General features: G+C 60.6%; 24 protein-coding genes. 16 read left to right on the top strand and 8 right to left on the bottom strand.

The window, feature by feature from the left end:
• Positions 1–49 precede the first annotated feature (49 nt).
• Entirely contained in the window at positions 50–844 is a 795-nt protein-coding gene (locus tag ACOJB8_RS15875; protein WP_368617228.1) for an IclR family transcriptional regulator, read from the top strand.
• A gap of 105 nt (positions 845–949) precedes the next feature.
• Here the strand turns inward: ACOJB8_RS15875 and ACOJB8_RS15870 are convergent, their stop codons facing one another.
• Positions 950–2,371, bottom strand: coding sequence for an MFS transporter (locus tag ACOJB8_RS15870; protein WP_475013316.1), 1,422 nt, complete (start codon positions 2,369–2,371; stop codon positions 950–952).
• 238 nt (positions 2,372–2,609) lie between these two features.
• On the opposite strand from ACOJB8_RS15870, the gene ACOJB8_RS15865 reads away from it, so the two are divergent.
• From ACOJB8_RS15865 to ACOJB8_RS15855, 3 genes are all read left to right on the top strand, one after another.
• The gene (locus ACOJB8_RS15865; protein WP_069268775.1) at positions 2,610–3,806 is read left to right on the top strand and encodes an amidohydrolase family protein; all 1,197 of its coding nucleotides are present in this window, start codon (positions 2,610–2,612) and stop codon (positions 3,804–3,806) included.
• Between the two features lie 104 nt (positions 3,807–3,910).
• Positions 3,911–4,705, top strand: coding sequence for an enoyl-CoA hydratase/isomerase family protein (locus ACOJB8_RS15860; RefSeq protein WP_069268774.1), 795 nt, complete (start codon positions 3,911–3,913; stop codon positions 4,703–4,705).
• 35 nt (positions 4,706–4,740) lie between these two features.
• Positions 4,741–5,436 (top strand): SDR family NAD(P)-dependent oxidoreductase, encoded by a 696-nt coding sequence (locus tag ACOJB8_RS15855; protein ID WP_342947402.1) that lies wholly within the window; start codon positions 4,741–4,743, stop codon positions 5,434–5,436.
• Positions 5,437–5,500: 64 nt separating this feature from the next.
• Here ACOJB8_RS15855 and ACOJB8_RS15850 read toward each other — a convergent pair whose 3' ends face one another.
• The gene (locus ACOJB8_RS15850) at positions 5,501–6,652 is read right to left on the bottom strand and encodes an NADH:flavin oxidoreductase (protein ID WP_368617343.1); all 1,152 of its coding nucleotides are present in this window, start codon (positions 6,650–6,652) and stop codon (positions 5,501–5,503) included.
• Between the two features lie 53 nt (positions 6,653–6,705).
• Between ACOJB8_RS15850 and ACOJB8_RS15845 the strand changes: the two genes are divergently transcribed.
• Positions 6,706–7,224 (top strand): PaaI family thioesterase, encoded by a 519-nt coding sequence (locus ACOJB8_RS15845; RefSeq protein ID WP_256095045.1) that lies wholly within the window; start codon positions 6,706–6,708, stop codon positions 7,222–7,224.
• A 30-nt stretch (positions 7,225–7,254) separates the two neighbouring features.
• Here ACOJB8_RS15845 and ACOJB8_RS15840 read toward each other — a convergent pair whose 3' ends face one another.
• The 6 genes from ACOJB8_RS15840 to ACOJB8_RS15815 all read right to left on the bottom strand — a co-directional run bounded on the left by ACOJB8_RS15840 (position 7,255) and on the right by ACOJB8_RS15815 (position 13,866).
• Positions 7,255–7,953 (bottom strand): TetR/AcrR family transcriptional regulator, encoded by a 699-nt coding sequence (locus ACOJB8_RS15840; protein WP_256095044.1) that lies wholly within the window; start codon positions 7,951–7,953, stop codon positions 7,255–7,257.
• 113 nt (positions 7,954–8,066) lie between these two features.
• Positions 8,067–9,509, bottom strand: a complete 1,443-nt coding sequence (locus ACOJB8_RS15835; protein WP_368602312.1) for a hypothetical protein — start codon at positions 9,507–9,509, stop codon at positions 8,067–8,069.
• On the bottom strand, positions 9,463–10,314 hold the full coding sequence (locus ACOJB8_RS15830) for an oxidoreductase (RefSeq protein ID WP_368617232.1): 852 nt from the start codon (positions 10,312–10,314) through the stop codon (positions 9,463–9,465). Before ACOJB8_RS15830 ends, ACOJB8_RS15835 begins: the two co-directional genes overlap by 47 nt.
• 37 nt (positions 10,315–10,351) lie before the next feature.
• Positions 10,352–11,737, bottom strand: coding sequence for a hypothetical protein (locus ACOJB8_RS15825; RefSeq protein WP_475013313.1), 1,386 nt, complete (start codon positions 11,735–11,737; stop codon positions 10,352–10,354).
• Positions 11,737–13,197: an acyl-CoA reductase gene (locus ACOJB8_RS15820; RefSeq protein ID WP_475013312.1), complete on the bottom strand. Its 1,461-nt coding sequence runs from the start codon at positions 13,195–13,197 to the stop codon at positions 11,737–11,739. The genes ACOJB8_RS15825 and ACOJB8_RS15820 overlap by 1 nt, the downstream gene beginning before the upstream one ends.
• A 78-nt stretch (positions 13,198–13,275) precedes the next feature.
• Positions 13,276–13,866, bottom strand: a complete 591-nt coding sequence (locus tag ACOJB8_RS15815; protein WP_475013310.1) for a MarR family winged helix-turn-helix transcriptional regulator — start codon at positions 13,864–13,866, stop codon at positions 13,276–13,278.
• 29 nt (positions 13,867–13,895) lie between these two features.
• Here ACOJB8_RS15815 and ACOJB8_RS15810 point away from each other — a divergent pair, with 29 nt between their 5' ends.
• The 11 genes from ACOJB8_RS15810 to ACOJB8_RS15760 all read left to right on the top strand — a co-directional run.
• On the top strand, positions 13,896–15,038 hold the full coding sequence (locus tag ACOJB8_RS15810; RefSeq protein WP_475013309.1) for a phosphotransferase: 1,143 nt from the start codon (positions 13,896–13,898) through the stop codon (positions 15,036–15,038).
• 143 nt (positions 15,039–15,181) lie between these two features.
• Positions 15,182–16,000, top strand: coding sequence for an SDR family NAD(P)-dependent oxidoreductase (locus ACOJB8_RS15805; protein ID WP_475013308.1), 819 nt, complete (start codon positions 15,182–15,184; stop codon positions 15,998–16,000).
• A 217-nt stretch (positions 16,001–16,217) separates the two neighbouring features.
• Complete coding sequence (locus ACOJB8_RS15800) at positions 16,218–17,027, top strand: MarR family transcriptional regulator (RefSeq protein ID WP_368602317.1); 810 nt, start codon at positions 16,218–16,220, stop codon at positions 17,025–17,027.
• A gap of 294 nt (positions 17,028–17,321) precedes the next feature.
• Positions 17,322–18,353 (top strand): alcohol dehydrogenase catalytic domain-containing protein, encoded by a 1,032-nt coding sequence (locus ACOJB8_RS15795; RefSeq protein WP_368610275.1) that lies wholly within the window; start codon positions 17,322–17,324, stop codon positions 18,351–18,353.
• Positions 18,320–19,507 (top strand): DUF1214 domain-containing protein, encoded by a 1,188-nt coding sequence (locus ACOJB8_RS15790; RefSeq protein ID WP_368602318.1) that lies wholly within the window; start codon positions 18,320–18,322, stop codon positions 19,505–19,507. Before ACOJB8_RS15795 ends, ACOJB8_RS15790 begins: the two co-directional genes overlap by 34 nt.
• A gap of 29 nt (positions 19,508–19,536) precedes the next feature.
• Positions 19,537–20,709 carry a sulfotransferase family protein gene (locus tag ACOJB8_RS15785; protein WP_475013307.1) on the top strand — a complete coding sequence of 391 codons (1,173 nt, stop codon included), beginning with the start codon at positions 19,537–19,539 and terminating at the stop codon, positions 20,707–20,709.
• Positions 20,706–21,215, top strand: coding sequence for a VOC family protein (locus ACOJB8_RS15780; RefSeq protein WP_475013306.1), 510 nt, complete (start codon positions 20,706–20,708; stop codon positions 21,213–21,215). The genes ACOJB8_RS15785 and ACOJB8_RS15780 overlap by 4 nt, the downstream gene beginning before the upstream one ends.
• On the top strand, positions 21,212–21,985 hold the full coding sequence (locus ACOJB8_RS15775) for a 3'(2'),5'-bisphosphate nucleotidase CysQ (protein WP_475013305.1): 774 nt from the start codon (positions 21,212–21,214) through the stop codon (positions 21,983–21,985). Before ACOJB8_RS15780 ends, ACOJB8_RS15775 begins: the two co-directional genes overlap by 4 nt.
• Positions 21,986–22,009: 24 nt before the next feature.
• Entirely contained in the window at positions 22,010–22,912 is a 903-nt protein-coding gene (gene cysD / locus ACOJB8_RS15770) for a sulfate adenylyltransferase subunit CysD (protein WP_475013304.1), read from the top strand.
• On the top strand, positions 22,912–24,837 hold the full coding sequence (cysN, locus tag ACOJB8_RS15765) for a sulfate adenylyltransferase subunit CysN (RefSeq protein ID WP_475013303.1): 1,926 nt from the start codon (positions 22,912–22,914) through the stop codon (positions 24,835–24,837). Before cysD ends, cysN begins: the two co-directional genes overlap by 1 nt.
• Positions 24,838–25,047: 210 nt before the next feature.
• Positions 25,048–25,855 (top strand): NAD(P)/FAD-dependent oxidoreductase (locus ACOJB8_RS15760; RefSeq protein WP_475013302.1); only part of this gene is annotated, 808 nt, incomplete at its 3' end.

Genomic DNA, 25,855 nt, shown 5'->3' with positions numbered 1-25,855 from the left:
ATGTGAATAGTTCCCGTATAATCGATACAGTCAATTCATGGGGAAAATCATGTTGAAAGAGACCTCAGCGCCGGCGGACCGGGATGTCAGCGGGCCGCGCTCGCTGACCCGACTCCTCGGAATTTTCGATGTGCTGGCGAAGTCTCCGGAAGGGATGTCGCTGGCAGAACTGAATGTTGCCCTCGAGTCGCCGAAGAGCAGCCTGCTCAATCTGCTGAGGCCTCTCGTGGCGGAAGGGTATTTGATGCACGACGCAGGCCGCTATCGCCTGGGGCCTTCGATCTTCCGCTTGTCCGCCGGCGTGATGGCCGCGTGGAATTTCTCGAAGATGCTGCGCCCGTTCCTGGTGGATCTCTCGAAGAGCACCAATGAAACCGTTTATATCGGCGTCCTTGATCACGAGCACAAGGAGATCACCTATGTCGATGTGATCGAGAGCGAACAATCCGTGCGCTATTCGATGCACATCGGATTGCGCCGTCCGCTCTATTGCACGGCTGCGGGGCGCGTGCTGCTGGCTCATGCGCCGGAGGCTTTCGTCACCGACTACATGAAGACGGTCAAGTTCGAGCGCCGTACGCCGCAAACCGTCGCGACGAAGAAGGCGCTGCGTGACGAACTCGATCACATCCTCGAAACCGGTTTGTCGGTGAGCCGCGGCGAATTGCTGCCGGACTCCGCGGGTGTGTCGTCACCGATCTTCGGGCCGAACGGTAACGTGATTGCGGCGATGGCGATTGGTGCGCCGCTCGAGCGTTTCGATCGCGAACGCCCGCAACTCGAGCAGAACATGATCAGGGTGGCGCAGCGTGCGTCTGCATTGGGTCAAGCCGAAGATGAGTGACCGGCCAGCGTGCCGAGCATTGAAGCACATGCTTCAATGTTCGGCACGCATGGCGAATTTGAAGAAGCGTCGGACCGGCGTGTAACAGGTCGTTCGCAACGACGATCAACGGGCGTGACGCTTCGGCAGCATGCAAGCGATCAGCAGTCCGGCAATCGAACTGCAGGCGATGTAGACGAACACCGAAACATAGCCACTGTCGGCGGGAAACGACGCACCGTCATGTCCCCCCGTCGCGCCGCGTAACAGCACGAATACCACCTGGGCGCCTACCGCGAAGAAGCACGAGAAGAAGACGTAGAGCATGCCCGTTGCCTCGCCTGTCTGATGCGCAGGCGTCGTTTCCACGATCTGGTTGTACAGCGCCGTGCTCGCGAAGGCGAGCCCGAACGAGCACAGGACCGCGCCTGGAACGAAGATCAGCAGGCTGCGATGAAGCGCGATCAGTGAGGCCCAGGCAAAGGCCAGGATGGCCATGCCGATCAAGGCGGCGCGACGCGCCTTGTAGCGGGCCGCAACGCGGCCGCTCCACGGGCTCGCGACCATCGCGACGATGTTGACGCTGAACATCAGTAATCCGGCTGCTGTTGCACTCAGTCCGAATCCAGCGTGCGTGCCGGCAGGCTGCTGGGCGAGCAGCGAGAAAACCTGTCCCAGTTGCATGGCGCCTGCCGCGAGGAATGCCATGCAGGCATTCGCCAGGACGACCTCGCGCGTCTTCAGCAGACGCACGTTGATGAGCGGATGACGCGCCTTGAGCTGATGCCGCGCCCATAGTCCCAGCACGACCATGCCGCCGCCGATCAAACCCCAAAGCCGCGCATCGCCGAGCCCCCACGCGTGGATCTGTTGCACCGCGAAGAGGATCGCGCAAAGTGCTGGAGCGAACGCAAGGCCTCGAAGGTAGTCGATCCGGACGCTGGGATGCTGTGGCGACGGCGGCGTCCACGCGCGTACGGCAGCGACTGCCACGATGCAAAGCGCGACTTTGAACCAAAAGCCGCCTTGCCAGGAATAGTGATCCACGACGACGCCCGCACAAATGTAGACCAGCCCCGCGGATACCATGCCTGCAGCACTGATCAGGCCCACCGCGCCAGGCAGCCTCGCTGGCGGCAGGTTCTCGCGGACCAGGCCGATGGAGAGCGGTGTAATGCCTGCCGCGATCGATTGCATCGCGCACCCGGCGACGAGCATGCCGACATGGGTTGCACAGGCGGCGACGACCGCGCCGGCGGCAGCGACCGACATCACCACGAGCAGGATGCGACGGTAGCCCAGCAGGTCACCGAGCCGCCCGCTCACCGCGGCAAAGACGGCCGAGCCGAGCCAGTATGCGGTAACCGTCCAGCTCACGGAGTTCGAAGCGGGAAAGGCTTTGTAGAGTGTGACCAGCACCGTATAGATAACGGTGATTCCCGACGAGGCGGCCACTGCGGCCAGCAGGATCGCCATCGTGAACCCGCGCGGCGGACCGGCTACGGGTTGTGCTCGGTGTGCCTGCTGCGAGAGGACTTCAACTTGCATGAGCGTCTCCGGTTGTATGTATCGTTTCGAGTATACTCATATGCGAACGATGTTCGTATTGATGTTTTCCGGAGGATGCCATGTGCGAGCTTCGGAAATCGCGAGGGCGCCGATCGATATCAATTCGATATCGACGTTTCTGTGTTCGATATGAGAGTTTTTGGGCTGATGGCTTGAGCCGATACTTCTCTCAAGGGCGCACGTTGAGCAGCGCTCCCCCACAATCAGGAGAGAGTTCATGCAAGCGTACCAAGGGAAGATCTACGACGCGGACACGCACTTCTACGAAGTCGAGGACGCATACAGCCGCCACTTGCCCGAGAAGTTCAAGAAGGACTGGTCGTTCACCAGCCGTGTCACGGCCGACGGCAACCGCTGCATGTATGTCGGCGACCGCAAGGTGGAAATCAGCGAAGGCTACACCTCGGCCGAGGGGCACGTGCCGCCGCCGGGCAAGCTGCATGAATGGCTGCGCGCGATGAAGGACGGCAAGGACAACGTCGACATGCGTGTCGCCCCGACGCCGGACATGTTCAATCGCGACGCCCGCCTGAAGAAGATGGACGAATTCGGCGTGGAAGCCTGCACGATGTACATCGGCGAAATGGTCGCGTGCATTTCGTACCTCAACGAGCCTGCCGCCGCAAATGCCGTGTTGCATGCGTATAACCAGTGGATGCTCGACGACTGGGGCTTCAACTACAAGGACCGGATCTACACGACGCCGGTCGTCACGCTCGACGATCTCGACGCCGCCGTCGCCGAGGCAAAATGGCTGGTCGCGAACGGCGTCCGCGTAATCCTGATGCCGATGGGGCCGTTCAATGGCCGTGCGCCGGCGGACCCGTATTTCGATCCGTTCTGGTCGATCCTCAACGAAGCGGGCGTGCGTGTCACGTTCCACGTGTCGGAAGCGATCTACATGAAGGATCACATGGCGGTGTGGGGCGAGCCGGTGCAGCAGTCGCGCCAGCGTCAAACCGCCTTTGTCTGGATGCACGGTTACGGCGAGCGTCCGGTGATGGAAACGCTGTCGTCGTTCATCTTCTACAATTTCTTCGAGCGTTTCCCGCGCGTCAAGCTGTGCAGCGCGGAAAACGGTGCCGAATGGGTGCCGTCGCTGCTCGTGAAAATGGACAAGTGCCGGGGCATGGCGAAGAATGGTTACTGGCCGTGCGGTCAACTAAAGAAGCGCCCGAGCCAGATCTTCAAGGAAAACGTGTTTGTGGTCGCGTATCCCGAGGACGACATCGGCCAGATCATCGCGCAAACCGGATCGTCGGACTTTCTGTTGATGGGCTCCGACTATCCGCACGCGGAAGGCGTGCCGGAGCCGAAAGACTTCGCTGCGGAAGCGCTCAATGGGCTTGCCGAAGAAGACACGCGCAAGATCATGTACGACAACGGTCGCAGGTTCATTCCGCTGCAGGTGTAATCGAAGTCGCGCGGGGCGCCGGTGCAGCGGGAATCGCATCCGGCGTTTGCGCGGCGGCGCGACCCGTCGTCCCGCGCTGTCTCTTCTTTGTGAACAGGTAAGCCATGAATATTTCGGACTATAAGGCGTTATTGCTCGAACGCGACGGCGGCGTCCTGACCGTCACGCTCAACCGCCCCGAAACGCTGAATGCGTTTGACGAGCAAATGGACATTGAGATGTCGCGGCTCTTTCTCGATGTCGCGGAGGACGGCGAGACCCGTGTTGTCGTGTTGACGGGCGCTGGGCGCGCATTCAGCGCGGGCGGTGATATCGAGCACATGCAGCAGGTCATCGACAACCCGGCGTTGTTTCTGGAAGGCATGCAGCGCGCCAAAAAAATCGTCTTCTCGATGCTCGATTGTCCGAAGCCGGTCATCGCGAAGATCAATGGTCATGCAATTGGTCTGGGCGCGACGATCGCGTTGTTCTCGGATCTGAGCTACGCGGCCAATCACGCGAAGATCGGCGATCCGCACGTGAAAGTCGGCTTCGTAGCGGGCGATGGCGGCGCGGTGATCTGGCCGCAGCTCGTCGGCTACGCGAAGGCCAAGGAATACCTCCTGACGGGTGACCTCCTCACCGCGGAAGAGGCGGCGCGTCTGGGGCTCATCAACCACGCCGTGCCGGCTGACGAACTCGATGCCGTTGTCGATGCCATGGCGAAGCGGCTGGCAAACGGAGCCGCGCGTGCGATTCAATGGACCAAGGCTTCAATCAACATCGGACTCAAGCAGCTCGCGCATTCGATTCTCGATGCGTCGATCGCCTACGAGGCGCTGTCGAATTTGACTGAAGACCACCAGGAAGCGGTCAACGCGTTTCGCGAGAAACGTGAGCCGGTTTTCAAGGGACGTTGATTTTTCACGCCGAAGCGGCGAGGGAGTGATCGGACATGCAACGGGTAGTGGTGGTAACCGGTGGCTTCGGCACATTGGGACGCGCGGTGGGCCGGGTATTTGCCGACAATGGCTGGAAGGTCGCGCTGATCGACAAGGCGCCCGCGCCGGAGGGCGCGAGCGCGGAGCAGCTACACGCCTCCTGGTGGCGAGGCGGCGTGGAACTCACTGACCTGGACGCGGCGCGCGCGGCGTTTTCGGCGACTGTCGAGCAACTTGGCAAGCTCGATGCCCTCGTCAACATAGCGGGCGGATTTCGCTGGGAAACACTGGCGGACGGCTCCCTCGAGACGTGGGATTTGATGTATCAGATGAACGTGCGGACGGCCGCTACGGCATCGAAAGCGGCGTTGGACTATCTTGCTGTCGGCGCGCACGGCGGTCGCATTGTCAACATTGGCGCTGGTGCCGCACTGAAGGCAGGTATGGGAATGGGTGCGTACACGGCGTCGAAGTCGGGAGTAATGCGTTTGACGGAGGCGCTAGCCGAAGAGCTCAAGGATCGGTCAATTACCGTGAACGCGATCCTGCCGGGTATTATCGACACGCCGCAAAACCGCAACGACATGCCCGATGCAGACTTTTCACGTTGGGTACGGCCCGAGGAAATCGCGAACGTGATTCTTTTTCTCGCTTCCGAAGCGGCGTCGGGGGTAACCGGTGCATTGATTCCGGTTACTGGGCGCACCTGAAGATTAACAGGCCACCAACAGCAGTTGACGCCTGATACAGGGGCGTCAACTGCAAAACTGGGTTTCAGGTAAGGCGCGCGAGCGAATCGTTGCTGAATCCGAGAAACGGCTCGCCAAGGCGGGCACGCCGGGCCCAGTTCGGGTCGTGCAGAAGCGAACGTCCTACGCCAACAAGGTCAAACTCGTTGCGCGAGAAACGATCCAGCAGTGGTGTCAGGTCGGGTTGCACCGATGTTTCGGCTCCGGCCATGGAATCGTAGTAACCCTTATTAATACCGATTCCGCCCACCGCCATAGCATACCGGCCGGTCACTTTCTTTACCCAGCCTGCGAGATTCATCTCCGAGCCCGGGAATTCCGCGCGATTGAAATAACGCGTACTCGCCTCGAAGATGTCGACGCCAGCATCTGCGAGCGGTGCGAGGATCTGTTCGAGTTCGTGCGGATCGTTGGCGAGGCGCGCACGGAAATCCTGCTGTTTCCACTGTGAAAAGCGGAATGTAATCGGCATCGTATCGCCGATCGCTTCGCGTATCGCGCGCACGACTTCGGCGGCAAAGCGGCTGCGCGCCACGAGATCCTTACCCCATTTGTCCGTGCGTTGATTGGTCTCGGCCCAAAGGAACGCATCGATCAGATAGCCGTGCCCTCCGTGGATGGCAATGCCGTCGAATCCGGCGGTCTTCGCAAACGACGCGCTTCGACCGTAGGCGGCGATGACGTCCGCGATCTCGGTGTCGGTCATTGGGTGCGTTGGTGGCCTCACCCGCTCCATGTAGCCCGCGTTGAGAGAAGTCGTGCGTCCGGACGGCCCCCAGAGCCCCGATGGCCGTAGTGGCGCGGCGGCGGGGAAGGGCCCTGTGTTCGCCTCTTTCATCGGTCCCATGTGCCACAGTTGCGGAAAGATGACGCCGCCGCTCGCATGAACTTCATTCGTCACTCGCCGCCACGCGGCAACCGATTCTGCTCCGGCGAGTACGGGAATCGAATTCTCGCCGAGTCCGGCTTCGCCCAGGGCCGCCGGATGATCGACACCGACACCTTCCGTGATGATAAGGCCAGTCTCGCCCTGCGCGCGCCGCTTGTAGTAGGCGGCAACGTCACTGCCGGGCAGTCCATTGGGCGAAAAGCCGCGAGTCATGGGTGACATGACGATGCGGTTGGCAAGCGTGACGCCTCGAACCACGAGCGGCGTAAAGAGCGATCCGATGTCCATATTCATTCATATAATTGACTTGCGTGCGAATAATGATACGCTATGTCTCGCCCATGAAAAAGCATTTATTGGTGCCGGTCACCTACGGCGCGAAGAGGAGGGTGGCATTGGAACACGCACACGCATTGGCGGTAGAGGCGCTTGAAGAGAGCGAAGAAAAGCCCATTCCGGAGGGCTTTGCATTGATGCCGGAGTTTGGCCCCTTCCATCAGATGTTCGGTCCTACTTATTTTCGCAAGAGCGAGCGTGGACACGTCGTCGGTATGTACGTGCGCGAAGCGCATCGGAATCTCGGCCAGATGATGCACGGCGGCGCCGTTTGCATGCTGGCGGATACGGCCATTACGTGGGCGAGCAAGTATTCCCGTCAACCGGCCGTAAGGGTGTTGACGACGGGCCTGACGGTCAACTTCATGGGCAACGCTGAACCGGGCGACTGGGTGGAAGCCCATGTCGACGTTCTGCGTTCTGGGAAACGGGTGATTTTCTCGGACTGCCGGATCTGGGCCAATGCGAAGTGCATTGCCCAGGCATCCGGGCAGTTTCAGGTGATGGGGGAAGTCGGCGGCTAGTCTGCGGGCGAGGCAGGCGCGCGGCGAACGTTACTGCATTGCTCTCGCCCGAGCCTTATCGAGCGTTGCGCGATACTTCCAGGCGGTCAACAGGATCCGATGAATCCTCTCGGCCCTACGCTTGCGTTCAGCGCGCGTAGTCTGGATCGCAAGGTGCACTTCGGGGGCCCCAGTGACCAGCGTGAGGAGATCACGTGCCGCGTTCGCAGGATCGTCGATGTCGATCATTCCATTGGCCGCTGCCGCTTCCAGAACGGCCGTAAGCGGCTCCAGCATCGTCACCACGAACTGCAGAAACTGCCTTGCGACATCCGGAAAACGTATCGCCTCGCCAATGACCATGCGTGAAGTGTGAATGCTGTCCGGTATCGCCATGTGTTCGACGAGCGCATCGATCAGGGATGCCAGGCTGGTCGAAAAATCGCGGCCGGGCACCAGGTGCTGATCGATCTTGCCGCGCAGGTCGGACATGCCGCGCCAGACGATAGAGCGAAAAAGCTCTTCCTTCGTGCCGAACTGGCGGTAAACGGTAGTTTTGCTGACGCCGGCCAGTGATGCGATTTCATCGACCCTGGCGGCACCGAAACCTTCCCTCATGAAGACCGTTTTGGCGGCGTCGAGCAGGCGCTCGCGCAGCTGGACCGCGTCGTCGTGGGTGGGCCGGCCGGCCGTTCGAGGTTTGCCCGCCGCAGCGAGCCGCGAGGCTCCGTCGGGAGCCTGAACTGCCATAGGTTTGGACATCGTTGAGCTTTTGATGACGGAATTAGGGCATCAGTATACTCACGAGCGCCAGAGGGTGCCAATACTGGCCCCCTGGGCCCCGCAGTTGCTCGCGGCCGAAATCAAACGTTGATCATCCCACGCACATACGACTCCATCGTGCCCGCGCAAGAGAGCTTGTCTTCGCCCTCTTCGAGGTCGGCATAGCGTCCGACCCGCCTGACCAGTGGTCCCTGGAGGCCGTCGGTGTTCCCCGCCGGCGAGAAGTCCACCGTGACTTTGTCGCCAGTGATGAAGCCGCCCCAGTATCCCTCGGCAAGCAGGTCGAAAAACGCGAAACGGCCCTCGGCAATGCCGCGCCCATCCGACGGATTCAGTAGTTGCTCACCGGCTTTGTCGAGCACGAACGGAACGATCCAGGGGCAGATTGCGTAGCCCTGTGCCACCTCCGACCAGGGGCCGGTCCCGATCATTTCGGACATGCCATAGCTGTTCTGGACGTTCTCCGGGCGAATGCCATAGAAGCGTATGATCTGCTCCCGATAGTCGGTGGGTGCCGAGGTGCCCTTCAATCCGCCGCCGGTCGTGATCACCGTGTCGGGGTGGCAGATTCCATCGGCGATGCCGCGCTGGCGGGCGCGCTCAACGAGCGTCCAGTGTAGCGACCAGTTGCCCTGTACGAGAACGGGGACGTCGCGCTGTGTGACCAGCTTGTCGAGAAATCTGTCGATCATCGCGCCAGTATGGCGCTGGCGCGCCACCGCATGTTCCTGAAAAGCCGCGACTTCACTGGGTTTGGCGGAGCCGTCGGCGATTGCACGACGCATGCGGCCCATCGAGATCGTGGCGGAAGCAAGCACCGGTTCGTCGAACATCAGCGTGCTTTCGGCGCCAAGTCGTTTCGCAGCGCCGAGTACCGGTTCAATGTGACGATGCGCGCCGGCAGGCGGCATCATCAGGAATACCGGGCGCTTGCCGAAATCTCGGCGGATCAGTTCGTTACCGTGAATGCCGAGTTTCACACACGACTCGGTGACGTTCTCGAGATCGGCTTGCGTCTGGTTGATGAAGCTGCATTTCCCTGATGTGCCGCTCGAGCTGAACACGTAGTGTCCCGCTTCGCGCAACCGGCCCATCCACGCGTCGACGTCTTCCACGCCCGTCATATCCACTTCGCTCACCGGGGTGCTGGAAAGCGTCTGCAGCCAGGCCGCCAGATGCTTCCAGCGGCCGTTGTCGATGAATTGCTCGGGGTAGCTCTTGTAAATCTGATGCGCGAACAGGAGAGGAACCATGTCCTCATGGCGGTTGATGGTTTCAACGCCCAGATCGTCCGCGCGGCGGCGCAGCAGCCTGATCTGGTTGCGGCGCCCGGCGAAACGCTCCTTCATGGCGGCGAGTTGAAGCTCGCGAAGGTTCTCAGGGTGATTGCGGAACGGATCGGCGTTATCGCGAAGCATTGCATAAAATGAGTCCAGTGCGGACATGTCGTCTCCCAGGCAACGAGCTTCTGCAGCGTTAGCGATCAAAGTCAGTGGAACTCGACACGTCGAGCCACGCTTCAAGATTGTCCTGTACGGACGCGAGCTTCTTTCGGACGACGTCGACGGCATCCGGGCCGAGCGCCAACCGCAACGGCGGGTTCTCCGCAGACACCGCGCGCACGACGGCGGCGGCGGCCTTGGCTGGATCTCCCGCCTGCGTGCCGTGGTAGCCACCCATCATCTGGCGCATCTTGCCCACCGTTTCAGCGTAGGCAGGCGATTCGATCTCGCTCCATTTCAGCGAGCCACCCGCGAAATTCGTGCGAAAACCGCCGGGTTCGACGATGGTCACGTGAATTCCAAACGGCTTCAGTTCTCGCGCGAGCGATTCGGACAGCCCTTCGATCGCGTGTTTCGACGCGCAATAGAAACTGCAACCCGCGATGCCGATCACTCCGGCCACCGAGGAAAAGTTCACGATATGCCCGCGCTTTCGCTCGCGAAAATGGGGCAGTGCGGCGCGGATCACGTTGACCGTGCCGAACACGTTGGTATCGAAGAGCTGACGCGCTTCCTTGTCGGAAACCTCTTCGAATGCGCCGAACAGACCGTAGCCGGCATTGTTCACGAGAACGTCGATGGCGCCCGCCCGGCCAATGGCCTGCTCGACGGCGCGGGGCACCGAAGCGGCGTCGGTGACGTCGAGCAACACGCCGTAGGCGCGCCCGGGCGCGAGATTCTCGAACGGCGCTATCTGCGTGTCGTTACGCACGGTGCCCACCACCTTGTCACCGCGTGCGAGGACCGCTTCCGCCAGGGACCGGCCGAAGCCGGACGAGACTCCCGTGATGAACCACACGGGCGGATTTGTCGTTTGCTCAGTCATTGTGGAGTAGGTCTACGTAATATTGAAAAGAATTGCCTCAATTGGGAACACGGGCTTCGGTCATATCCGCAATTTCTCCGCGGACATAGGCGTCGATCGTTCCGGCACACGAAAGCTTGTCGTCGCCGCCGGGCAGATCCTTGTAGCGCACCACGTCGCGTATGATGGGCGTTCGCACGCCGTCGATGCCATGGCCGAACTCCACGGTGACCTTGTCCCCGCTGATGACACCGCCCCAGCGGCCGTCGGCGAGCAGATCGATCATCGCAAGCCGTCCTTCGACGACACCTTTTCCGTCACGCGGATTCAGCAACTGCTCGCCGGTGGAATCGAGCACTAGCGGAACGAGCCACGGCGGTACCGTCCACGCCTTCGCTTCATGGAACCACGGGCAGAACCCCGATACTTCGCCCATGCCGTATCCATCGTTGAAATTGGTCGCGTTGAAATTGAAGAAGCGTTCGCACTGCTGCTGGAAATCTCCCGGCAAATTTGCACCCTTCTTGCCGCCGCCGATACTGATGATCGTGTCGGGGTGGAAGTCGCCGTCGGGAATGCCTCGTTCGCGCGCCGTGGCTACGATCTGGTAGAGCATGCCCATCATGCCCATGATGAACATCGGTTCGTGGCGCCGCTCGAGCAACTCGTCGATGAAGTGCCGGAAGTCGGCTTGCACACGCTCGGTGCGTTCACGATTTTCGTTCTGGAAGGCTTCGATTTCGCTGGGCAACGCGGTGCCGTCCGCAATCGCTCGACGCATGCGCGCCATGCGTGTGGTCTGGGCGGCGCTTTGTGGCACGTCCGACATGTAGTGAATGTCGCCAGGCAGCGCAATCGACTCGGCGAACTTCGCCATGCGCTCGGTGCCGGTGTAGGACCCGGAAGAGGGCGTCAAAAGGTACGCGGGATAACGGCGCGACCGATCGCGCATGGCGCTTGCCGCCCAGCGAATACCCTGGTCGAGCAGGCGCCAGCCGAGCTCACGGTCGGTTTCACTCTGGTAGATGAATGACTGCTTCCCCGAGGTGCCGCTCGAACTCATCACATAGTGGCCGTTGCGGCGCAACTCGTTGATCCAGTCGTCGAGATTGGCGACCTTACTGTAGTCGAGCCCATCGATCCTGTTCGTCGTAAGGGTCTGAAGCCATGCTGTGAGGTGACGCCATTTGCCGTTTTCGATGAACGAATCGGGATAGCTCTTGTAGACGGCGTCCGCGAATAACAGCGGAACAGCGTCGTCCAGCGTGCGAAGTTCCGTGACGCCGGCTTCGCTGGCCCGTTTGTCGAGAATGCGAATTTGTTGACGGCGCTGCGCGAAGCGCTCCCGTACGGCTTGCAGCTGCACGGTATGGAGGTTCTCGGGCGCGTTGCGAAAGGGGTCCTGCAGATCCGTGAATTGCAGGAGGGAGGAAAGGGCATGCATTATCGCGTCTCCTGCTGGTTCGGACCCGATTCCTCCGAGATCCATTTCATGAATCGGTGGATCGGAAACATGCCGTCATGGGGGTAGCCGCCAACGCCATCCGAAATCGATTCGCCCAAAACGACCATGCGCTGCACGCCTGCGCACGCAAGGGCGTCGCGCACCTCGATTACCCGATGCGGCGGATAGATACCGACGGTCTGCGTCGCGACAGTCGCGTAGCGCGCTCCGTCGCACAAGCTGCCCACGGGAATGACGTTGACTGTCTTGCAGATCGGATGGAAGTCAACCATTTCGTCCGAGCGCACGACGAGACCCTTGCCGTCGTAGCCACCGAACACGCGATAAAGCGGCTCCATTTCACGCAGCACGTCGACGGCTTCGCGAATGTCGCTCGGCACCAGCGGACCCTGGCCATCGCCATAACGGTAGTCCTCGCCGAGTGCGAGCGCGAGTTGCTCGCAGTAGCGGTCGGCGTCGTCTTCGTCGCCTTCGATGAACTGATAGCGGCTTGCGTTGCACGCATCCTGGTTGAACGACAGCACATCGGCGGCGCCCGCACGCGCGACCTCGCGCAGAACCTCGTTGGAGCTGAAGGCCTCGCGGCCGATCAGGGAGATCGACACCTTGGGATCAAAAGCAACCAGTTCCAGACCCGGCCCGGCGTAGCGCATGACGTGGCGTACCGCGCTCTCGCCGCCCCAAACGACGATCTTGTCGAAGTACTGCGGGCGATAAAGAATGGACTCGACGTTCTCGTCGCCTCCGCGCCAGTAGGCAGCGGAAAAGGACTGCGTGACGGGATGGTTCGGATCGATTTCAGCCATCGTGCGCAGAATCGCGGTGGCCGTAAACAGGTCGTTCGACGGCAGCTTGAGCAGATGCACACCTTTCGTCAGCGCGGCGCGCATGACGGTCATAGCCGCGACCATCGGTGAGTTGCCCGCCAGAATATGAACGAGCCTCGGCGGGAAGGCGCGCAGACGGCTAGGGCGGCCGCGCAGCGTGCGTTCTACCCAGCCGTCGACGAGCCTCGCGTCGCCAAGGCTCACACGCAACTCGTCTTCGATTACCTCGCGCAAAAACAGGTTAGGTATGTCCCGATAGCAGTTTTCGAGGATCCGGCGTCCCAGGGGACTAACCTTGATCATCGATTCGAGTGCGGCCTGCATGAGCGGATTGACGTCGAGATGCAGGCGGGGACCGAGCTCGACGAGAAAATCAATAATCTGCGCGACAGGCACATCGAACGCAGGACCCGACTCCGCACGCGGCCAGACGAGATCATCGAGTTCGATTCTGGGCGTGCAGAAACCCTGACCGAGATCTCGCGATACGTGCTTGATCGCGTTTCCGGTGATCATACGGCCGCGATAGACATGCGCAACCGGCAGCGGCGCAAAATCCGACGCTTGCGTCGATGTCTCGGCCGGTCGTGTGGTTGTTTCGGTGTGCTCCATGAACTGCTCCTTTTTCAATTGAGTCAAGCACTGAGCTTTTGCGGATTCGTCGCTCGATTCGGGCATGGACCTAGCCGTTCAGCTCAGGTTGACGATCATTCGCTCGAGAAGACGTTTGACGGTTGCGACTTCGTCCATCGTGAAGCCGTGAAGCTGACGGTTGCTCGTTTCCACGATGTGCGGCAGGGTCTCGCGCAGCAATCCACGGCCGTCTGCCGTCAATGCGAGTTCGACGCTGCGTCTATCGGAAATGCTTCGGATTCGCTCGATCAATCCGCGCTTTTCGAGTGAATCGAGCTTCCGGGTCATTGCGCTGCTGTCCGCGAGAAGGATGCGGCAGAGAGCGGTGGGCGTGCGTGCGCGCTCGTCGTAGAGCGCTTTCAGGATGCCCCACTGGAGAGCGGAAAGTCCGCTGGCGGCAAGCTTCCGGTCGATTTCGTTGCCCAGCAGAAGGTGAACCAGATTCATCTTGAACGCCACGCTCTCTTCGGTTCGGTATTCCTCCGGGGCGAGCATTCTTGCTGGTACGGCACCGGCGAAGTCATCGGCCAGTGTGGGTGAGTCAAGGAGATTCATCAGGTGCCTGCCAAAAAAGTATCTGCATCTGGAGGCAACTATATGCACGGCATTCAAAATATGCAACGCTCGACGAGGTGTGGTTTTCCCCATGTTGCGGTCGAACGACTCTGTGCGCGACGATGCGCACGCGGCTTGCCTATCTCAATCGCCAGGGGGAAATCTTGTCTGCATTAGCTGTGGTGAGTGACATGTCGTTGCCGGTCACAGTGGAAGGCGTGACCGCACAATGGCTCACGTCGGCACTCGCGTTTCGCTTCGCCGGCGTGGAAGTGACTTCGTGCAACCACCTGGCCGTGCTGCCTGGAACGTCGACGAAAGTGCGCGTGGCGCTCGAGTACAACGATGTGGGCAGGGAGATGGCGCTGCCTTCGCGCATGATCGTAAAAGGTGGCTTTCAGGATCACAGCGAGTCAATGAAGGACATGTACCGCAATGAAATGCGGTTCTATCGCGACGTTTTGCCATTCATAAATATGAACGCGCCGAACTGCTTTTATGCGGGCGCGGATCCCGATCGATGGCAGTCTGTCGTCGTGATGGAAGACCTGGAGCAGCGCGAGGCTCGCTTTTGCAGGGCGCAGCAATCGCAACGCTACGAAGAGGTGGAGCGGCGGTTGAGCGCGATGGCGCGCTATCACGCGCAAACGTGGAACAGCGCCGAATTTGAAATGGGCGGCCGCTTTGATTGGGTGGGGGAGCGTTTTTCCGACTGGTCGCTGGAATATCAGAATCGCTATCTGGAACCGGATGTGTGGGCCCACTACGTCTCGCTTCCGCGAGGGGCCGCCGTGAGCCGGTACCTGCACGATCGTGAATGGATGGTGGCAGCGCTCGCAGACATTGCGAGCCAGCACAAAGGAAAGCCCGTGTGTCTCATTCATGGCGACACGCATCTGGGCAACCTGTTCGTCGAGCCAGACGGAACACCGGGCTTTTTCGATGCTCAGGTAAGCCGGGCGCCGTGGAGCCTGGAGGTTGCCTACCACATAGGCTGCGCGCTCGATGTCGAAGACCGTCGCGCGTGGGAGCGGCCGCTGCTCGAGCACTACTTGTCGCAATTGGCAACTGGCGGAGTCGAGGCACCCTCGTTCGACGAAGCTTGGGAAGACTATCGACGCGATCTCGCATACGGCTATTTCATCTTCGCCATCAACGAGACTCGCTTCCAGACGGAGGCGGTGAACACAGCCTACGCGGCGCGCTTTGGCGCGGCATTGGTGGATCACGCAAGAGTAGGGTCGGGTGATCGCAAAGGCCAATAATGCAACTATGTGTTGCATTATTGGCCTCGTGAGACTAAGCTTGGTCGAAAATGCCGACGCCAGCGCGCGTACGGACAGCCGCACAGGGCACAGGAGCGCGCGAATACTTTGTGTGGCGAGCAACTACATCGTTCGACTACAGCATGCCTTCTCCAAAAGTTTCTTATCAGCGTTTGAGCGGCAAGATCGCGATCGTCACTGGCGCGGGGTCGCTCGGGCAAGGTTACGGCACGGGAAAGGCTATTGCCTGTCTTTTTGCGGCTGAGGGCGCATCCGTATGCCTCGTCGATCAGCAATACGAAAGGGCTGCCGAGACACTCGCATTGATTACCGAATCCGGCGGTCAGGGGTTCGTCTGTACGGGTGACATCACGGACGCAGCCGTGTGCGCGCGAATCGTCGAAGAGACCGTTGAGCGATATGGTGGCCTGGACATACTCGTGAACAACGTCGGAATTTCAGGCGCACCGGGACGGTTGCAGGATATCGACGAGGCGTCGTGGGAGCGCGTGATGGACGTGAACCTGAAGAGCGCATTCCTGATGAGTCGCAGTGCAGTGCCAAAGATCGTGGCGCGCGGAGGCGGGGCAATCGTCAATATCAGTTCGGTTGCTGGCATACGCAGTCACGGGTCAGCCGCGTACGGTTCATCGAAGGCAGGCATGGTTGCGTTCACGCGCGAATTAGCGGTGATGTACGGCCGTGAACATGTGCGTGCCAACGCCATCGCGCCGGGGCACATCTTTACACCCATGGTGCAGAGCATGCTCAATGAGAAGGCGCGCGAGCGGCGCCGCAAGATCGCACCACTTCCGCTGGAAGGAGACGCGTGGGATGTTGCGTCTGCCGCGCTGTTTCTCGCCAGCGACGAGTCGCGGTTTATTACCGGCACATGCCTGCCGGTGGACGGCGGAGTGACGGAGATTGCGGCACTTGCTGCTTACGATCTCGTTGGACAGTAGTTGGGCCGTGCGCGCTGGGCGTGCACGCCGATTTGTTGTGTCGTTCTGCGGGCGGATTTTTCTGGTAACTTAGCGTTGCCGAAATGACCCCACTACAGGAAACGGCACCTGTATGGCGTTGACGCGAGCCGTAGAGCTACCGATCACGTCATGTCGCCCATGGCTCGTTACGAGCATTTGCCATCTGGCACGCGGGTCTCGACCGATCGATGATGGTATGGGTGCCTGCAAGACCGCCGATTCACTTTTTGCCGCACTCGCGGACGCTACCCGGCGACAACTGTTGTCGTTGCTGGGCGCAGGCGCGCAAAGCGCGCCCGCGCTGGCGCGCGGACTGAACATATCGCGCGCGAGTGTGCTCGATCATCTGCGTGCACTCGACGAGGCGGGCTGGGTCGATGTGGCTCAGGACGATAGCGGCGAGGCGCTCTATTCGAAGCGCGCGCACGCCGAAGCGCAATTCCTCGCGGAGTGCGTCGCGTTGCAGACACCGGCAAGGCCCGAAGCAGGCGACGCCCTCGACGCTCAAGCCGCGGCGTGGGCGCGCGAGTGGCCGGCCGAAGACGCGAACGTCTATCTTATCGGGCAACGGCTGCTTCGGTTGTCGACACACATCGACCAGGCGCTCAAAGAGGCCGCCGCGAGCCAGGGCATCCTGGCCGCCGAGTTGTTGCTGCTGGACGCGCTGCTGGTTTCGGGGCCACCTTATACTCAGTCGCCGACGCAGCTTCAGAAGCCGCTGGCGATGACGCTTGGCGGCATCACGAAGTGCGTGAGCCGCTTGGAGCAGATGGGCTTGGTGGAGCGAACGCCGGACCCGGCGGATGGACGCGGAATTCTCGTGCGAATGAAGCCGCGAGCGCGTAAAGTCCTGGAGAACATTCTCCGCGAAGGGGCTTACGGAACCGACTGGGTGGCGTCCAGCCATATGGCGCCGGCACGGCGGGCGGCGCTCTCGATTCTATTGCGCGAACTTCAGCTTTTCGCCGACGCGGAGGCTGCGCGTCGAAGCCGCGAGCGCCGCTGATATCTTCTCGTCGATCGCGGTCGCGCCAATATCTCGTTGCGCTGCGCAGCGGTTCGCTACGCAGCACTCACGCCGGCACCCTTTGCCGGCCATCTCCCTCATCTTCCTCCTGCCACGTTGAGCTGACCGGGCCTGCGCCGCATGTCTTTTGCAGCGCGATCGCTCGTCAGCAACAGTCGCCGAGGCGAATTTCCTGCGCATTCTCCGTAAAAACACCTGGTGGAATCTAATTACTTTCCCAGTAAAGTAAATTCCAGGTGCTCGACATGAGCAAATCACTCACGCAAAACGGAGATGCGATCGATGAGAGCCGCATATTTCACGGGCGTAGGTTCGCCGCTAGAAGTTAGGAGTCTTGCAGATCCAACCCCGGGTGTAGGCGAAGTTGTGTTGAAAATTCACCGCTGCGGGATTTGCGGATCGGATCTTCACATGACGAACGGGCACGCACCGCACTTCACGCTTCCGGAAAATTCGACACTGGGTCATGAATTTTCCGGAGAAGTGATTGCGGTTGGAAAGGGAGTGGAGAAGCTGAGCGTCGGAGATCCTGTTACGGCGCTGCCGTTCACGGGATGCGGGCATTGCGTTACCTGTCTTGCGGGAAAGCCTAACTTTTGTGCGGAGTTCAAGGGCGCCGCGGCTGGGTTTGCGCAGTATGCCGTCGTCGCGGAGCGTGTCGCGACGAAGCTTCCCAAGACGCTGAGCATGGACGACGGTGCACTCATCGAACCAATGGCGGTCGGCTTGCACGGCGTCTCGCTCGCGAAACTGACGCCGGGAGCGAAGGTGCTGGTGATTGGCGCAGGCCCCGTGGGGCTCGCAGCGACTTTCTGGGCGCGGCGGCTCGGCGCGGGGCGCATCGTTGCGACCGCTTCCTCACTACGCCGCGAGGCGCTCGCGCGGCATATGGGCGCCGATGCGTTCGTTGTACCCGACGCGGGGCAAGATCTCTCGACATTGGCCGCCGATGTGCTTGAAGGTGCACCGGACGTCGTATTCGAATGCGCGGGACAGAAGAACCTGATCGCGCAGGCGATTCAGTGTGTCAAGCCGCAGGGTGACGTGATCGTGCTCGGTTTTTGCACGGTCCCCGATCAATTCGTTCCCGCCGCGGCTGTGTGGAAGGAAGTGCGGATCCTGTTTGCTGTTACGTACAGCATGCGGGAATTCACGCATGTCGCGAACGTGTTCGACGCGGGCCATGTCGAACCGCGCATGATGATCACGGATCGCATTTCGCTCGAGGCACTGCCTGAAGTCTTTGAAGCACTGCGCAATCGCTCGACGCAATGCAAGGTGATGGTGAATCCATGGCTCAGCTGAAATCGTGGAGGGACTATCTTGCCAGGCTCGGCGAGGCCGAGAGCTTGCTCGAGCTGACCGAAACGCCTGACGACCCTCAAACGCGGGCGGATTTGTATCGTCAGTTTCAGATGAACCTCTCGCTTGCATACTTCATCTATTTCCAGTCCGATCCGCTTCATCCCGACTGGCTGCCCTTCCTGAACTCGGTGTTCATGCTGCAGCCAAATCCGGACGACACGTACTTCATCGCCCCACTACGCGGCGACCTGCGATACCGGCTTGTGGGAGAGCGTGGAAGCGTGCATCTGCTGACGCTCGATATCGGCCGCGGCATCATGGGAACCACCGACGAAATCCATCCTCCGCTCGGTCAATTCGATCTCGACGATCTGGAGATCGACGACGACGGGAACTTCGAGGTGCTGTTGAGTGCGGAGCGGCCGGCCGGTTACGAGGGTAACTGGCTGCCGCTACATGGCGACGCCGACTTTGCGATGCTGCGCCAGCGTTCCTATGCGTGGGGTACGGAGCGCGACGCGCGTGTGGCCATCGAGTGTCTTGACGCCCCGTTCACGAAGCCACTGATGGGGTACGAGGACATCGCGCAGCGAACCGGCGAACTGATGAACTATGCGGGCCGGTTGTCACGCCGTTGGCTCACACATATGCAGCAACTGCGTACACGTAGCAAGGTGAACGAATTCGAGTTCTTTGCCTTCGGCGGCGGTCTCGCGAAACAGGCTTACTGGCAAGCGATTTTCGACTTTGGTCCCGACGAGGCGCTGATCCTTGAAACGGCATTGCCGCAGACACAACGCTACTGGAACGTGCAGTTGAATGACGCGCTTTTCAACACGCTCGACTTTATCGATCATCAAAGCAGTCTCAATGGATATCAGGCTCACGTCGACGAAGACGGGCATTTTCGCGCTGTGATTGCTCATCGTGATCCGGGTGTGCCGAACTGGCTCGATACCTGCGGCATCAATCGCGGCACGGCGATAGGCAGATGGTATGCATGCAGTTCGGAGCCTGTCCCGACGCTCAAGCGTGTGTCATTGGCCGACGTTCGCAATTACCTGCCAGCGAAAACCCCTGTCGTTGATGGGAGCGAGCGTGAGAGGCGCTTGCGGGAACGACGCATCGGCGCGCAGTTGAGGCGGCGTTGGTAAGTACAACAAATGTTTTAAGGAGATGCCATATGTCATTGCCTGGACGATTCACAGGCGCGGAGGATGCGCTGCATGCCGCCGCTAGCGGCGCAGCCGGCTTGAACGATTTCGGAGTCGGCGCGGAGTACATGCCGGGTCTGACGCAGCTTTTGATTGCGCTCGACGACGATGGTCCGCGCTTCGCACCCGGAGGGCGCGAGTTCGTCTGGAATGCGCTGGTCGGCGCGCTGATTTCGCGCCTGGTGCTGGTAGAGGGCTTACGCAAACAGGCCGGCGCCGTGCAGAAAATTCCGCGGCGCCCGCTCGTCATAACGGGAATACCCAGAACAGGCACAACCGCGTTGCATAAGCTGCTCTCGGTGGATCCTCAGTTCCAGGGGCTGGAAAAATGGTTGACGGTCTTTCCGCAGCCTCGCCCCCCGCGGGAGACGTGGAGCGGCCATGCACAGTTCCTGGCAACCGCGGCCGGGCTCGAGGCCTTCTTCAACGCCGCGCCTGAAATGCGCGCAGCGCACAACATCGTGGCCGATGAGGTGGACGAATGTCTCGAGATCCTCAAGCAGGGATTCTGCAGCAACCTCTGGGGGTCGTCGTTCCGCGCGCCCCAATACGATAGCTGGTGGCGCGAGCAAAGTGAGTTGCCCGCATATCGCTACTTCGCGAGGGCCATTGGCTTGATTGGAGCGCGCGATAGCGAGAGGACGTGGCTGTTGAAGAATCCCGGTCACATCATGCAGTTGCCGGCGCTCTTCGAGGTATTTCCTGATGCTTGTGTCGTACAGACGCACCGCGACCCGATGCAGGCACTCCCTTCGCTCGCAAGTGTGCTGACGATGGCGCGCCGCGTCTCCGAGGGCAAGCGGGTCGACAAGCACGAGATCGGCCGGCGGGAAGTGGAGAACTGGGCGAGAGCGAGCGAAGCGGCAATCGAAGCGCGTGCGCATTTACCAAAGAAGCAGTTCATTGATATCCGGCAGAAGGACTTTCAGGTCGACCCGATCGGCACGGTGAGGCGGATCTATAGTCACTTCGGTTTCAGACTGAGCGCGGAAACGGAGCAAGCGATGCGCGAGCGTGTCAAGCGGAATCCGGAGCATGCTCACGGCACCCACGGCTACACACCTGACGAATTCGGTCTTGCAGCGGGAGCGATCAGGGAGCGCTTCTCCCGCTACATGACTACCTACGGACTGGACAGATGAGCATTCCTTCCCTTTCACCGTTTTCCGGTTTCCTCCAGATTGCCTATGTCACGACTGATGTGGACGAGGCGATTGCTCGCTTCGCTGCTGAACACAATGTCCCGGCATGGGCGCGGTTGCCGGGAATTGAAATCGAGTCGATGGGCGGGCGCCACTGCAAGCTGAATATCGCGCTCGCGTTCGTAGGACCGACGCAACTGGAGTTGATCGAACCGCTTTCCGGCGACGATCGTATTTACCGCGAGGCGCTGCCTCAAACAGGCTTTGCAATTCGCCACCATCACTTCGCGCAGTTAATCGAAAGCGAAGCCGCATTCGATACGCAACGTGAGCAAATGGCCGCGAGCGGCGTGTCCATCGTTGTCGACGGCCAGTCGCCAGGCGCGGCCCGCTACTTCTACACGGATTACCGCGCGACGCTGGGGCACTATATCGAGCACATCTGGTACACGCCGGCGGGCCTCGCAGGAATGAAGCAATTGCCGCGCAACGGGGAGGTGCGATGAACGTACTCGAAGAGGCGCTCGCGCTGCATGACGACCATCGTCTTGCTGCTCGCATCGCGACGGCGGCCGGGGATGCGTTGAACGCGATACGCGCATCGGCGGTGCTTGCCGGCAAACCGCTGGGTGCAGTCGGCGACGCTACGGCGAATGAGCTTATCGCGCGAATCATCGGCCACGCGCGCCCTGACGATGGTTTTCTCTCGGAGGAATTCGCGCCGGACCCGAAACGCCTTACTTGCGATCGCGTGTGGATCATCGATCCCCTCGATGGCACCCGCGAGTATGGCGAGCGCATCGAAGGGCGTAGCGACTGGGCGGTTCACGTTGCTTTGACTGTCGGCGGCATGCCGGACGCATGCGCGGTCGCGCTACCGGCCCTGGGGATGACGTTCGCAACCGGATCGCCCGCAACCTTACCCGCAGCGCCACAAGGGCGCCTGAAAATTCTCGTTAGCCGCACCCGGGCACCTGAGCTGGCGCGGAAGGTGGCGGAACGCCTGGACGCCGAACTCGTGCCGATGGGCTCGGCAGGCGCCAAGGCGATGGCGGTCGTGCGAGGGGAGGCTCACGCCTATCTCCACGCCGGTGGCCAATACGAGTGGGATTCGTGTGCACCGGTGGGGGTGGCGCTCGCAGCTGGACTTCACGCAAGCCGCATTGACGGCAGCCCGTGCGTTTACAACGGCGCAGACGCCGCGATGCCGGATCTGCTCATCTGTCGTCGCGAGGTCGCCGAATCGATACTGGGCGTTATCGCGGCCTCGCAATGAATCGTTCCTCCAGAAGGACCTGTCATGCCTACTTTGACCCACCTGCGACGGCTCGAAGCCGAAAGCATCCATATCATGCGAGAAGTCGTTGCAGAAGCAGAGCGACCGGTGATGCTTTATTCGATCGGAAAGGACAGCGCCTGCATGCTCCATCTCGCGAAAAAGGCTTTTCATCCCGCACCGCCACCGTTTCCGCTGTTGCACGTGGATACCACGTGGAAGTTTCGCGACATGTACGCGATGCGCGATCGCATGGCGCGTGAGACGGGAATGCAAATGATCGTTCACCAGAACCCGGAAGCAAAGGCACTAGGAATCAATCCGTTCGATCACGGATCGCAAGTCCACACGGATATGTGGAAGACCCAGGGTCTCAAGCAGGCCCTCGACTATCACGGTTTCGATGTGGCCTTTGGCGGAGCACGCAGAGACGAAGAAAAGTCGCGCGCGAAGGAACGCGTCTTTTCGTTTCGTTCTGCAACACATCAATGGGACCCGAAGAACCAGCGGCCCGAGCTATGGCGCCTGTATAGCGTGCGCAAGAACAAGGGCGAGTCGATTCGTGTGTTTCCGATCTCGAACTGGACTGAGCTTGACATCTGGCAGTACATCTACCTTGAGAACATCCCGATCGTGCCATTGTATTTCGCGGCGAAACGTCCGGTAGTGCAGCGGGACGGTGTGCTCGTAATGGTCGACGACGACCGTATGCCACTCAAGCCGGGTGAAAGGCCTGAGGAGAAGATGGTGCGCTTTCGCACGCTCGGCTGTTATCCGCTAACCGGTGCGGTGGAGTCGTGCGCCACGACTTTGCCGCAAATCATTCAAGAGATGCTCCTGACGACAACCTCGGAACGGCAGGGCCGCGTCATCGATCATGATGGGGCGGCTTCGATGGAACGAAAGAAGCAAGAGGGGTACTTCTGATGGCACACGTCTCCGAGCTCATTGGAACCGACATCGAGCGGTACTTGAAACAGCACGAAACGAAGAGCCTGCTTCGATTCATCACATGCGGGAGCGTGGATGACGGCAAGAGCACACTGATAGGCCGTTTGCTGTACGAGTCGAAGATGCTGTTTGAGGACCAGCTCGCGGCACTCGAAGCCGATTCCAGGAAAGTAGGTACGCGTGGCGGCGCGATAGACTACGCGTTGCTGCTGGATGGCCTCGCGGCCGAACGCGAGCAGGGCATTACCATCGATGTCGCCTACCGGTTCTTCTCGACGGATCGCCGCAAATTCATCGTTGCCGATACGCCAGGCCACGAGCAGTACACCCGCAACATGATCACGGGTGCGTCGACGGCCGACCTGGCCATTATCCTGGTCGATGCCCGCAAGGGCATGCTGCAGCAAACTCGCAGACACAGCTATCTTGTGTCGCAGATCGGTATCCGCAACGTGGTGCTTGCGGTCAACAAGATGGACCTCGTCGACTACTCGCGCAAACGATTCGATGAAATATCGTGCGAATACTGTGACTTTGCGGAGAAGATCGGTATTCGAGGGGTAACGGCCATCCCAATCTCCGGCGTGAACGGCGACAACATCATCGGGAAAAGCGGAAAGACTGCGTGGTACGACGGGCCTTCATTGATGCATCACCTCGAGACTGTCGAGATCGACGAGGCGCGCTTGCAAGCTCAGCCCTTCCGGTTGCCAGTCCAGTGGGTCAACCGTCCCAACCTCGATTTTCGTGGTTTCGCTGGAACGATCGCATCCGGCGCGGTGCGTAAGGGGGATCGCGTGCAGATACAGCCCTCGGGACGGGAGAGCACCGTCGCCCGAATCGTGACGGCAGATGGCGAGCTCGACGTGGCCTACGCTGAACAGTCCGTCACGCTCGTGCTTGCTGACGAAGTGGACGTTTCTCGCGGCGACCTGATTTCGACAGTCGATTCACCCGCACAGGTCGCCGACCAGTTTGAAGCGACACTCGTGTGGATGAGCGACGAGCCTATGCTGCGCGGGCGCAGCTATTTGCTCAAACTCGCCACGCGGACCGTTACGGCAACCGTAATGCCGCTCAAGTACAAAGTGAATGTCAATACGCTCGAACACGTGGCTGGCGAGACGCTTACCTTGAACGAAATTGGTGTCGCGGAAATTGAGCTTGACCGCACGATTGCCTTCGATCCGTACGAGCATAACCGCGAAACGGGCGGTTTCATCGTGATCGATCGCATGACCAACAATACGGTTGGCGCGGGCATGTTGCGGTTCGCGTTGCGCCGCGCAAGCAACATCCATTGGCAGGCGCTTGAGGTCGACAAGCGCGCGCGGCGGGTGCTGAACGGGCATCAGAGTGGCGTTGTCTGGCTTACCGGACTATCGGGGGCGGGCAAATCGACCATTGCCAATCTGCTGGAGAAGCGCCTGCATGCAATGGGAAAGCGCACCTATCTACTCGATGGCGACAACGTCAGGCATGGGTTGAACAAGGATCTGGGATTCACGGCCGAGGATCGCGTGGAGAATATCAGGCGCGTCGCAGAGGTGGCGAAATTGATGGCCGATGCGGGCGTAATCGTGATCACTGCCTTCATTTCGCCGTTCCGTTCCGAACGAGGCTTGGCGCGCGATCTCATGGAAGATGGCGAATTTATTGAAGTTTTCATCGATACTCCCCTCGAGGTGGCTGAACAGCGCGACCCGAAGGGCCTCTACAAGAAGGCCCGCCGCGGCGAGCTGAAGAACTTTACCGGCATCGATTCGCCCTACGAGCGTCCGCAGAATCCGGAAATGCGCATAGACACCACGAAATCGTCTCCTGAAGCGGCCGTGGAAGCGATCTTCGACAAACTCCAGACGGTGGGCTTCCTCGACGTATTTCGAGGTGCCCCACTCTGAGCCGGCGGCGGTGTGTGCGCGTGGAGGCGCTTGTTCATGTGGCGCCTTCACCACCGTCCATCGTTCATATTGTTATACGGCATTCATTTATATATACTCCTCGCTGTCACCTACGGGAGATGCTGAAAGCGATTCCCGTGTTGATGGCGCCCTCGACGGGCGAGAGTCCAACGAGCATGGCGACGTTACGAGGCCAGGGAGAGAGCGGGGATGGGGGAGGGGAATCAGCAAGTGCATGGACCACGCGAGTCGATGGAATACGACGTGGTGATCGTTGGCGGCGGCCCCGCCGGGCTGTCTGCCGCGATCCGCCTGAAGCAGCTGGCCGCGGAGAAAGGCGCTGAGATCGGCGTCTGCGTGCTGGAGAAAGGCTCGGAAATCGGGGCGCATATCCTCTCGGGCGCGGTCATGGATCCGCGTGCCCTGAACGAGCTGATGCCCGACTGGAAGGAACAGGGCGCACCGCTGAACGTGCCCGTGACCGAGGACAAGTTCCTTTTTCTTTCCGAAACGGGGGCTAAGGCTGTGCCGAACTGGGCACTGCCCGACAACTTCAAGAACCACGGCAACTACGTCATCAGCCTCGCGAACGTCACGCGCTGGCTGGGCCAGCAGGCCGAAGCCCTGGGCGTGGAAATCTTCCCGGGCTTCCCCGCTGCCGAAGTGCTCTACAACGACGACGGCTCGGTCAAGGGCGTCGCCACCGGCAACATGGGTGTCGGCAAGGACGGCGAGCCCACCGAAAACTTCCAGCTCGGCATGGAGCTGCACGCCAAGTACACGCTGTTCTGCGAAGGCTGCCGCGGGCATCTGGGCCGTCAACTGAACGAGAAGTTCAAGCTGGGCAAGGACTCGGACCCCCAGTTCTACGGCATCGGCATCAAGGAACTGTGGGAGATCGATTCCTCGAAGCACCAGCCCGGCCTCGTGATCCACACCGCCGGCTGGCCGCTCGAATCCGATACGTACGGCGGCTCGTTCCTGTACCACATCGACAACAACCAGGTGATGGTGGGCT

This window comes from Paraburkholderia sp. BR10141, from assembly GCF_056155635.1.
This window is presented reverse-complemented; position numbering and strand designations above follow the sequence as displayed.

What these genes read in the sequence shown, in the direction of transcription:
- ACOJB8_RS15780 (WP_475013306.1), top strand. Translation starts at nt 20,706, where the DNA reads ATGAGCATTCCTTCCCTTTCACCGTTTTCCGGTTTCCTCCAGATTGCC.
- ACOJB8_RS15785 (WP_475013307.1), top strand. Translation starts at nt 19,537, where the DNA reads ATGTCATTGCCTGGACGATTCACAGGCGCGGAGGATGCGCTGCATGCC.
- ACOJB8_RS15855 (WP_342947402.1), top strand. Translation starts at nt 4,741, where the DNA reads ATGCAACGGGTAGTGGTGGTAACCGGTGGCTTCGGCACATTGGGACGC.
- cysD (WP_475013304.1), top strand. Translation starts at nt 22,010, where the DNA reads ATGCCTACTTTGACCCACCTGCGACGGCTCGAAGCCGAAAGCATCCAT.
- ACOJB8_RS15810 (WP_475013309.1), top strand. Translation starts at nt 13,896, where the DNA reads ATGCGCACGCGGCTTGCCTATCTCAATCGCCAGGGGGAAATCTTGTCT.
- ACOJB8_RS15840 (WP_256095044.1), bottom strand. Translation starts at nt 7,953, where the DNA reads ATGGCAGTTCAGGCTCCCGACGGAGCCTCGCGGCTCGCTGCGGCGGGC.
- ACOJB8_RS15815 (WP_475013310.1), bottom strand. Translation starts at nt 13,866, where the DNA reads ATGGGGAAAACCACACCTCGTCGAGCGTTGCATATTTTGAATGCCGTG.
- ACOJB8_RS15805 (WP_475013308.1), top strand. Translation starts at nt 15,182, where the DNA reads ATGCCTTCTCCAAAAGTTTCTTATCAGCGTTTGAGCGGCAAGATCGCG.
- ACOJB8_RS15875 (WP_368617228.1), top strand. Translation starts at nt 50, where the DNA reads ATGTTGAAAGAGACCTCAGCGCCGGCGGACCGGGATGTCAGCGGGCCG.
- cysN (WP_475013303.1), top strand. Translation starts at nt 22,912, where the DNA reads ATGGCACACGTCTCCGAGCTCATTGGAACCGACATCGAGCGGTACTTG.
- ACOJB8_RS15830 (WP_368617232.1), bottom strand. Translation starts at nt 10,314, where the DNA reads ATGACTGAGCAAACGACAAATCCGCCCGTGTGGTTCATCACGGGAGTC.
- ACOJB8_RS15775 (WP_475013305.1), top strand. Translation starts at nt 21,212, where the DNA reads ATGAACGTACTCGAAGAGGCGCTCGCGCTGCATGACGACCATCGTCTT.
- ACOJB8_RS15800 (WP_368602317.1), top strand. Translation starts at nt 16,218, where the DNA reads ATGGGTGCCTGCAAGACCGCCGATTCACTTTTTGCCGCACTCGCGGAC.
- ACOJB8_RS15825 (WP_475013313.1), bottom strand. Translation starts at nt 11,737, where the DNA reads ATGCATGCCCTTTCCTCCCTCCTGCAATTCACGGATCTGCAGGACCCC.
- ACOJB8_RS15820 (WP_475013312.1), bottom strand. Translation starts at nt 13,197, where the DNA reads ATGGAGCACACCGAAACAACCACACGACCGGCCGAGACATCGACGCAA.
- ACOJB8_RS15845 (WP_256095045.1), top strand. Translation starts at nt 6,706, where the DNA reads ATGAAAAAGCATTTATTGGTGCCGGTCACCTACGGCGCGAAGAGGAGG.
- ACOJB8_RS15865 (WP_069268775.1), top strand. Translation starts at nt 2,610, where the DNA reads ATGCAAGCGTACCAAGGGAAGATCTACGACGCGGACACGCACTTCTAC.
- ACOJB8_RS15790 (WP_368602318.1), top strand. Translation starts at nt 18,320, where the DNA reads ATGCAAGGTGATGGTGAATCCATGGCTCAGCTGAAATCGTGGAGGGAC.
- ACOJB8_RS15860 (WP_069268774.1), top strand. Translation starts at nt 3,911, where the DNA reads ATGAATATTTCGGACTATAAGGCGTTATTGCTCGAACGCGACGGCGGC.
- ACOJB8_RS15850 (WP_368617343.1), bottom strand. Translation starts at nt 6,652, where the DNA reads ATGGACATCGGATCGCTCTTTACGCCGCTCGTGGTTCGAGGCGTCACG.
- ACOJB8_RS15870 (WP_475013316.1), bottom strand. Translation starts at nt 2,371, where the DNA reads ATGCAAGTTGAAGTCCTCTCGCAGCAGGCACACCGAGCACAACCCGTA.
- ACOJB8_RS15795 (WP_368610275.1), top strand. Translation starts at nt 17,322, where the DNA reads ATGCGATCGATGAGAGCCGCATATTTCACGGGCGTAGGTTCGCCGCTA.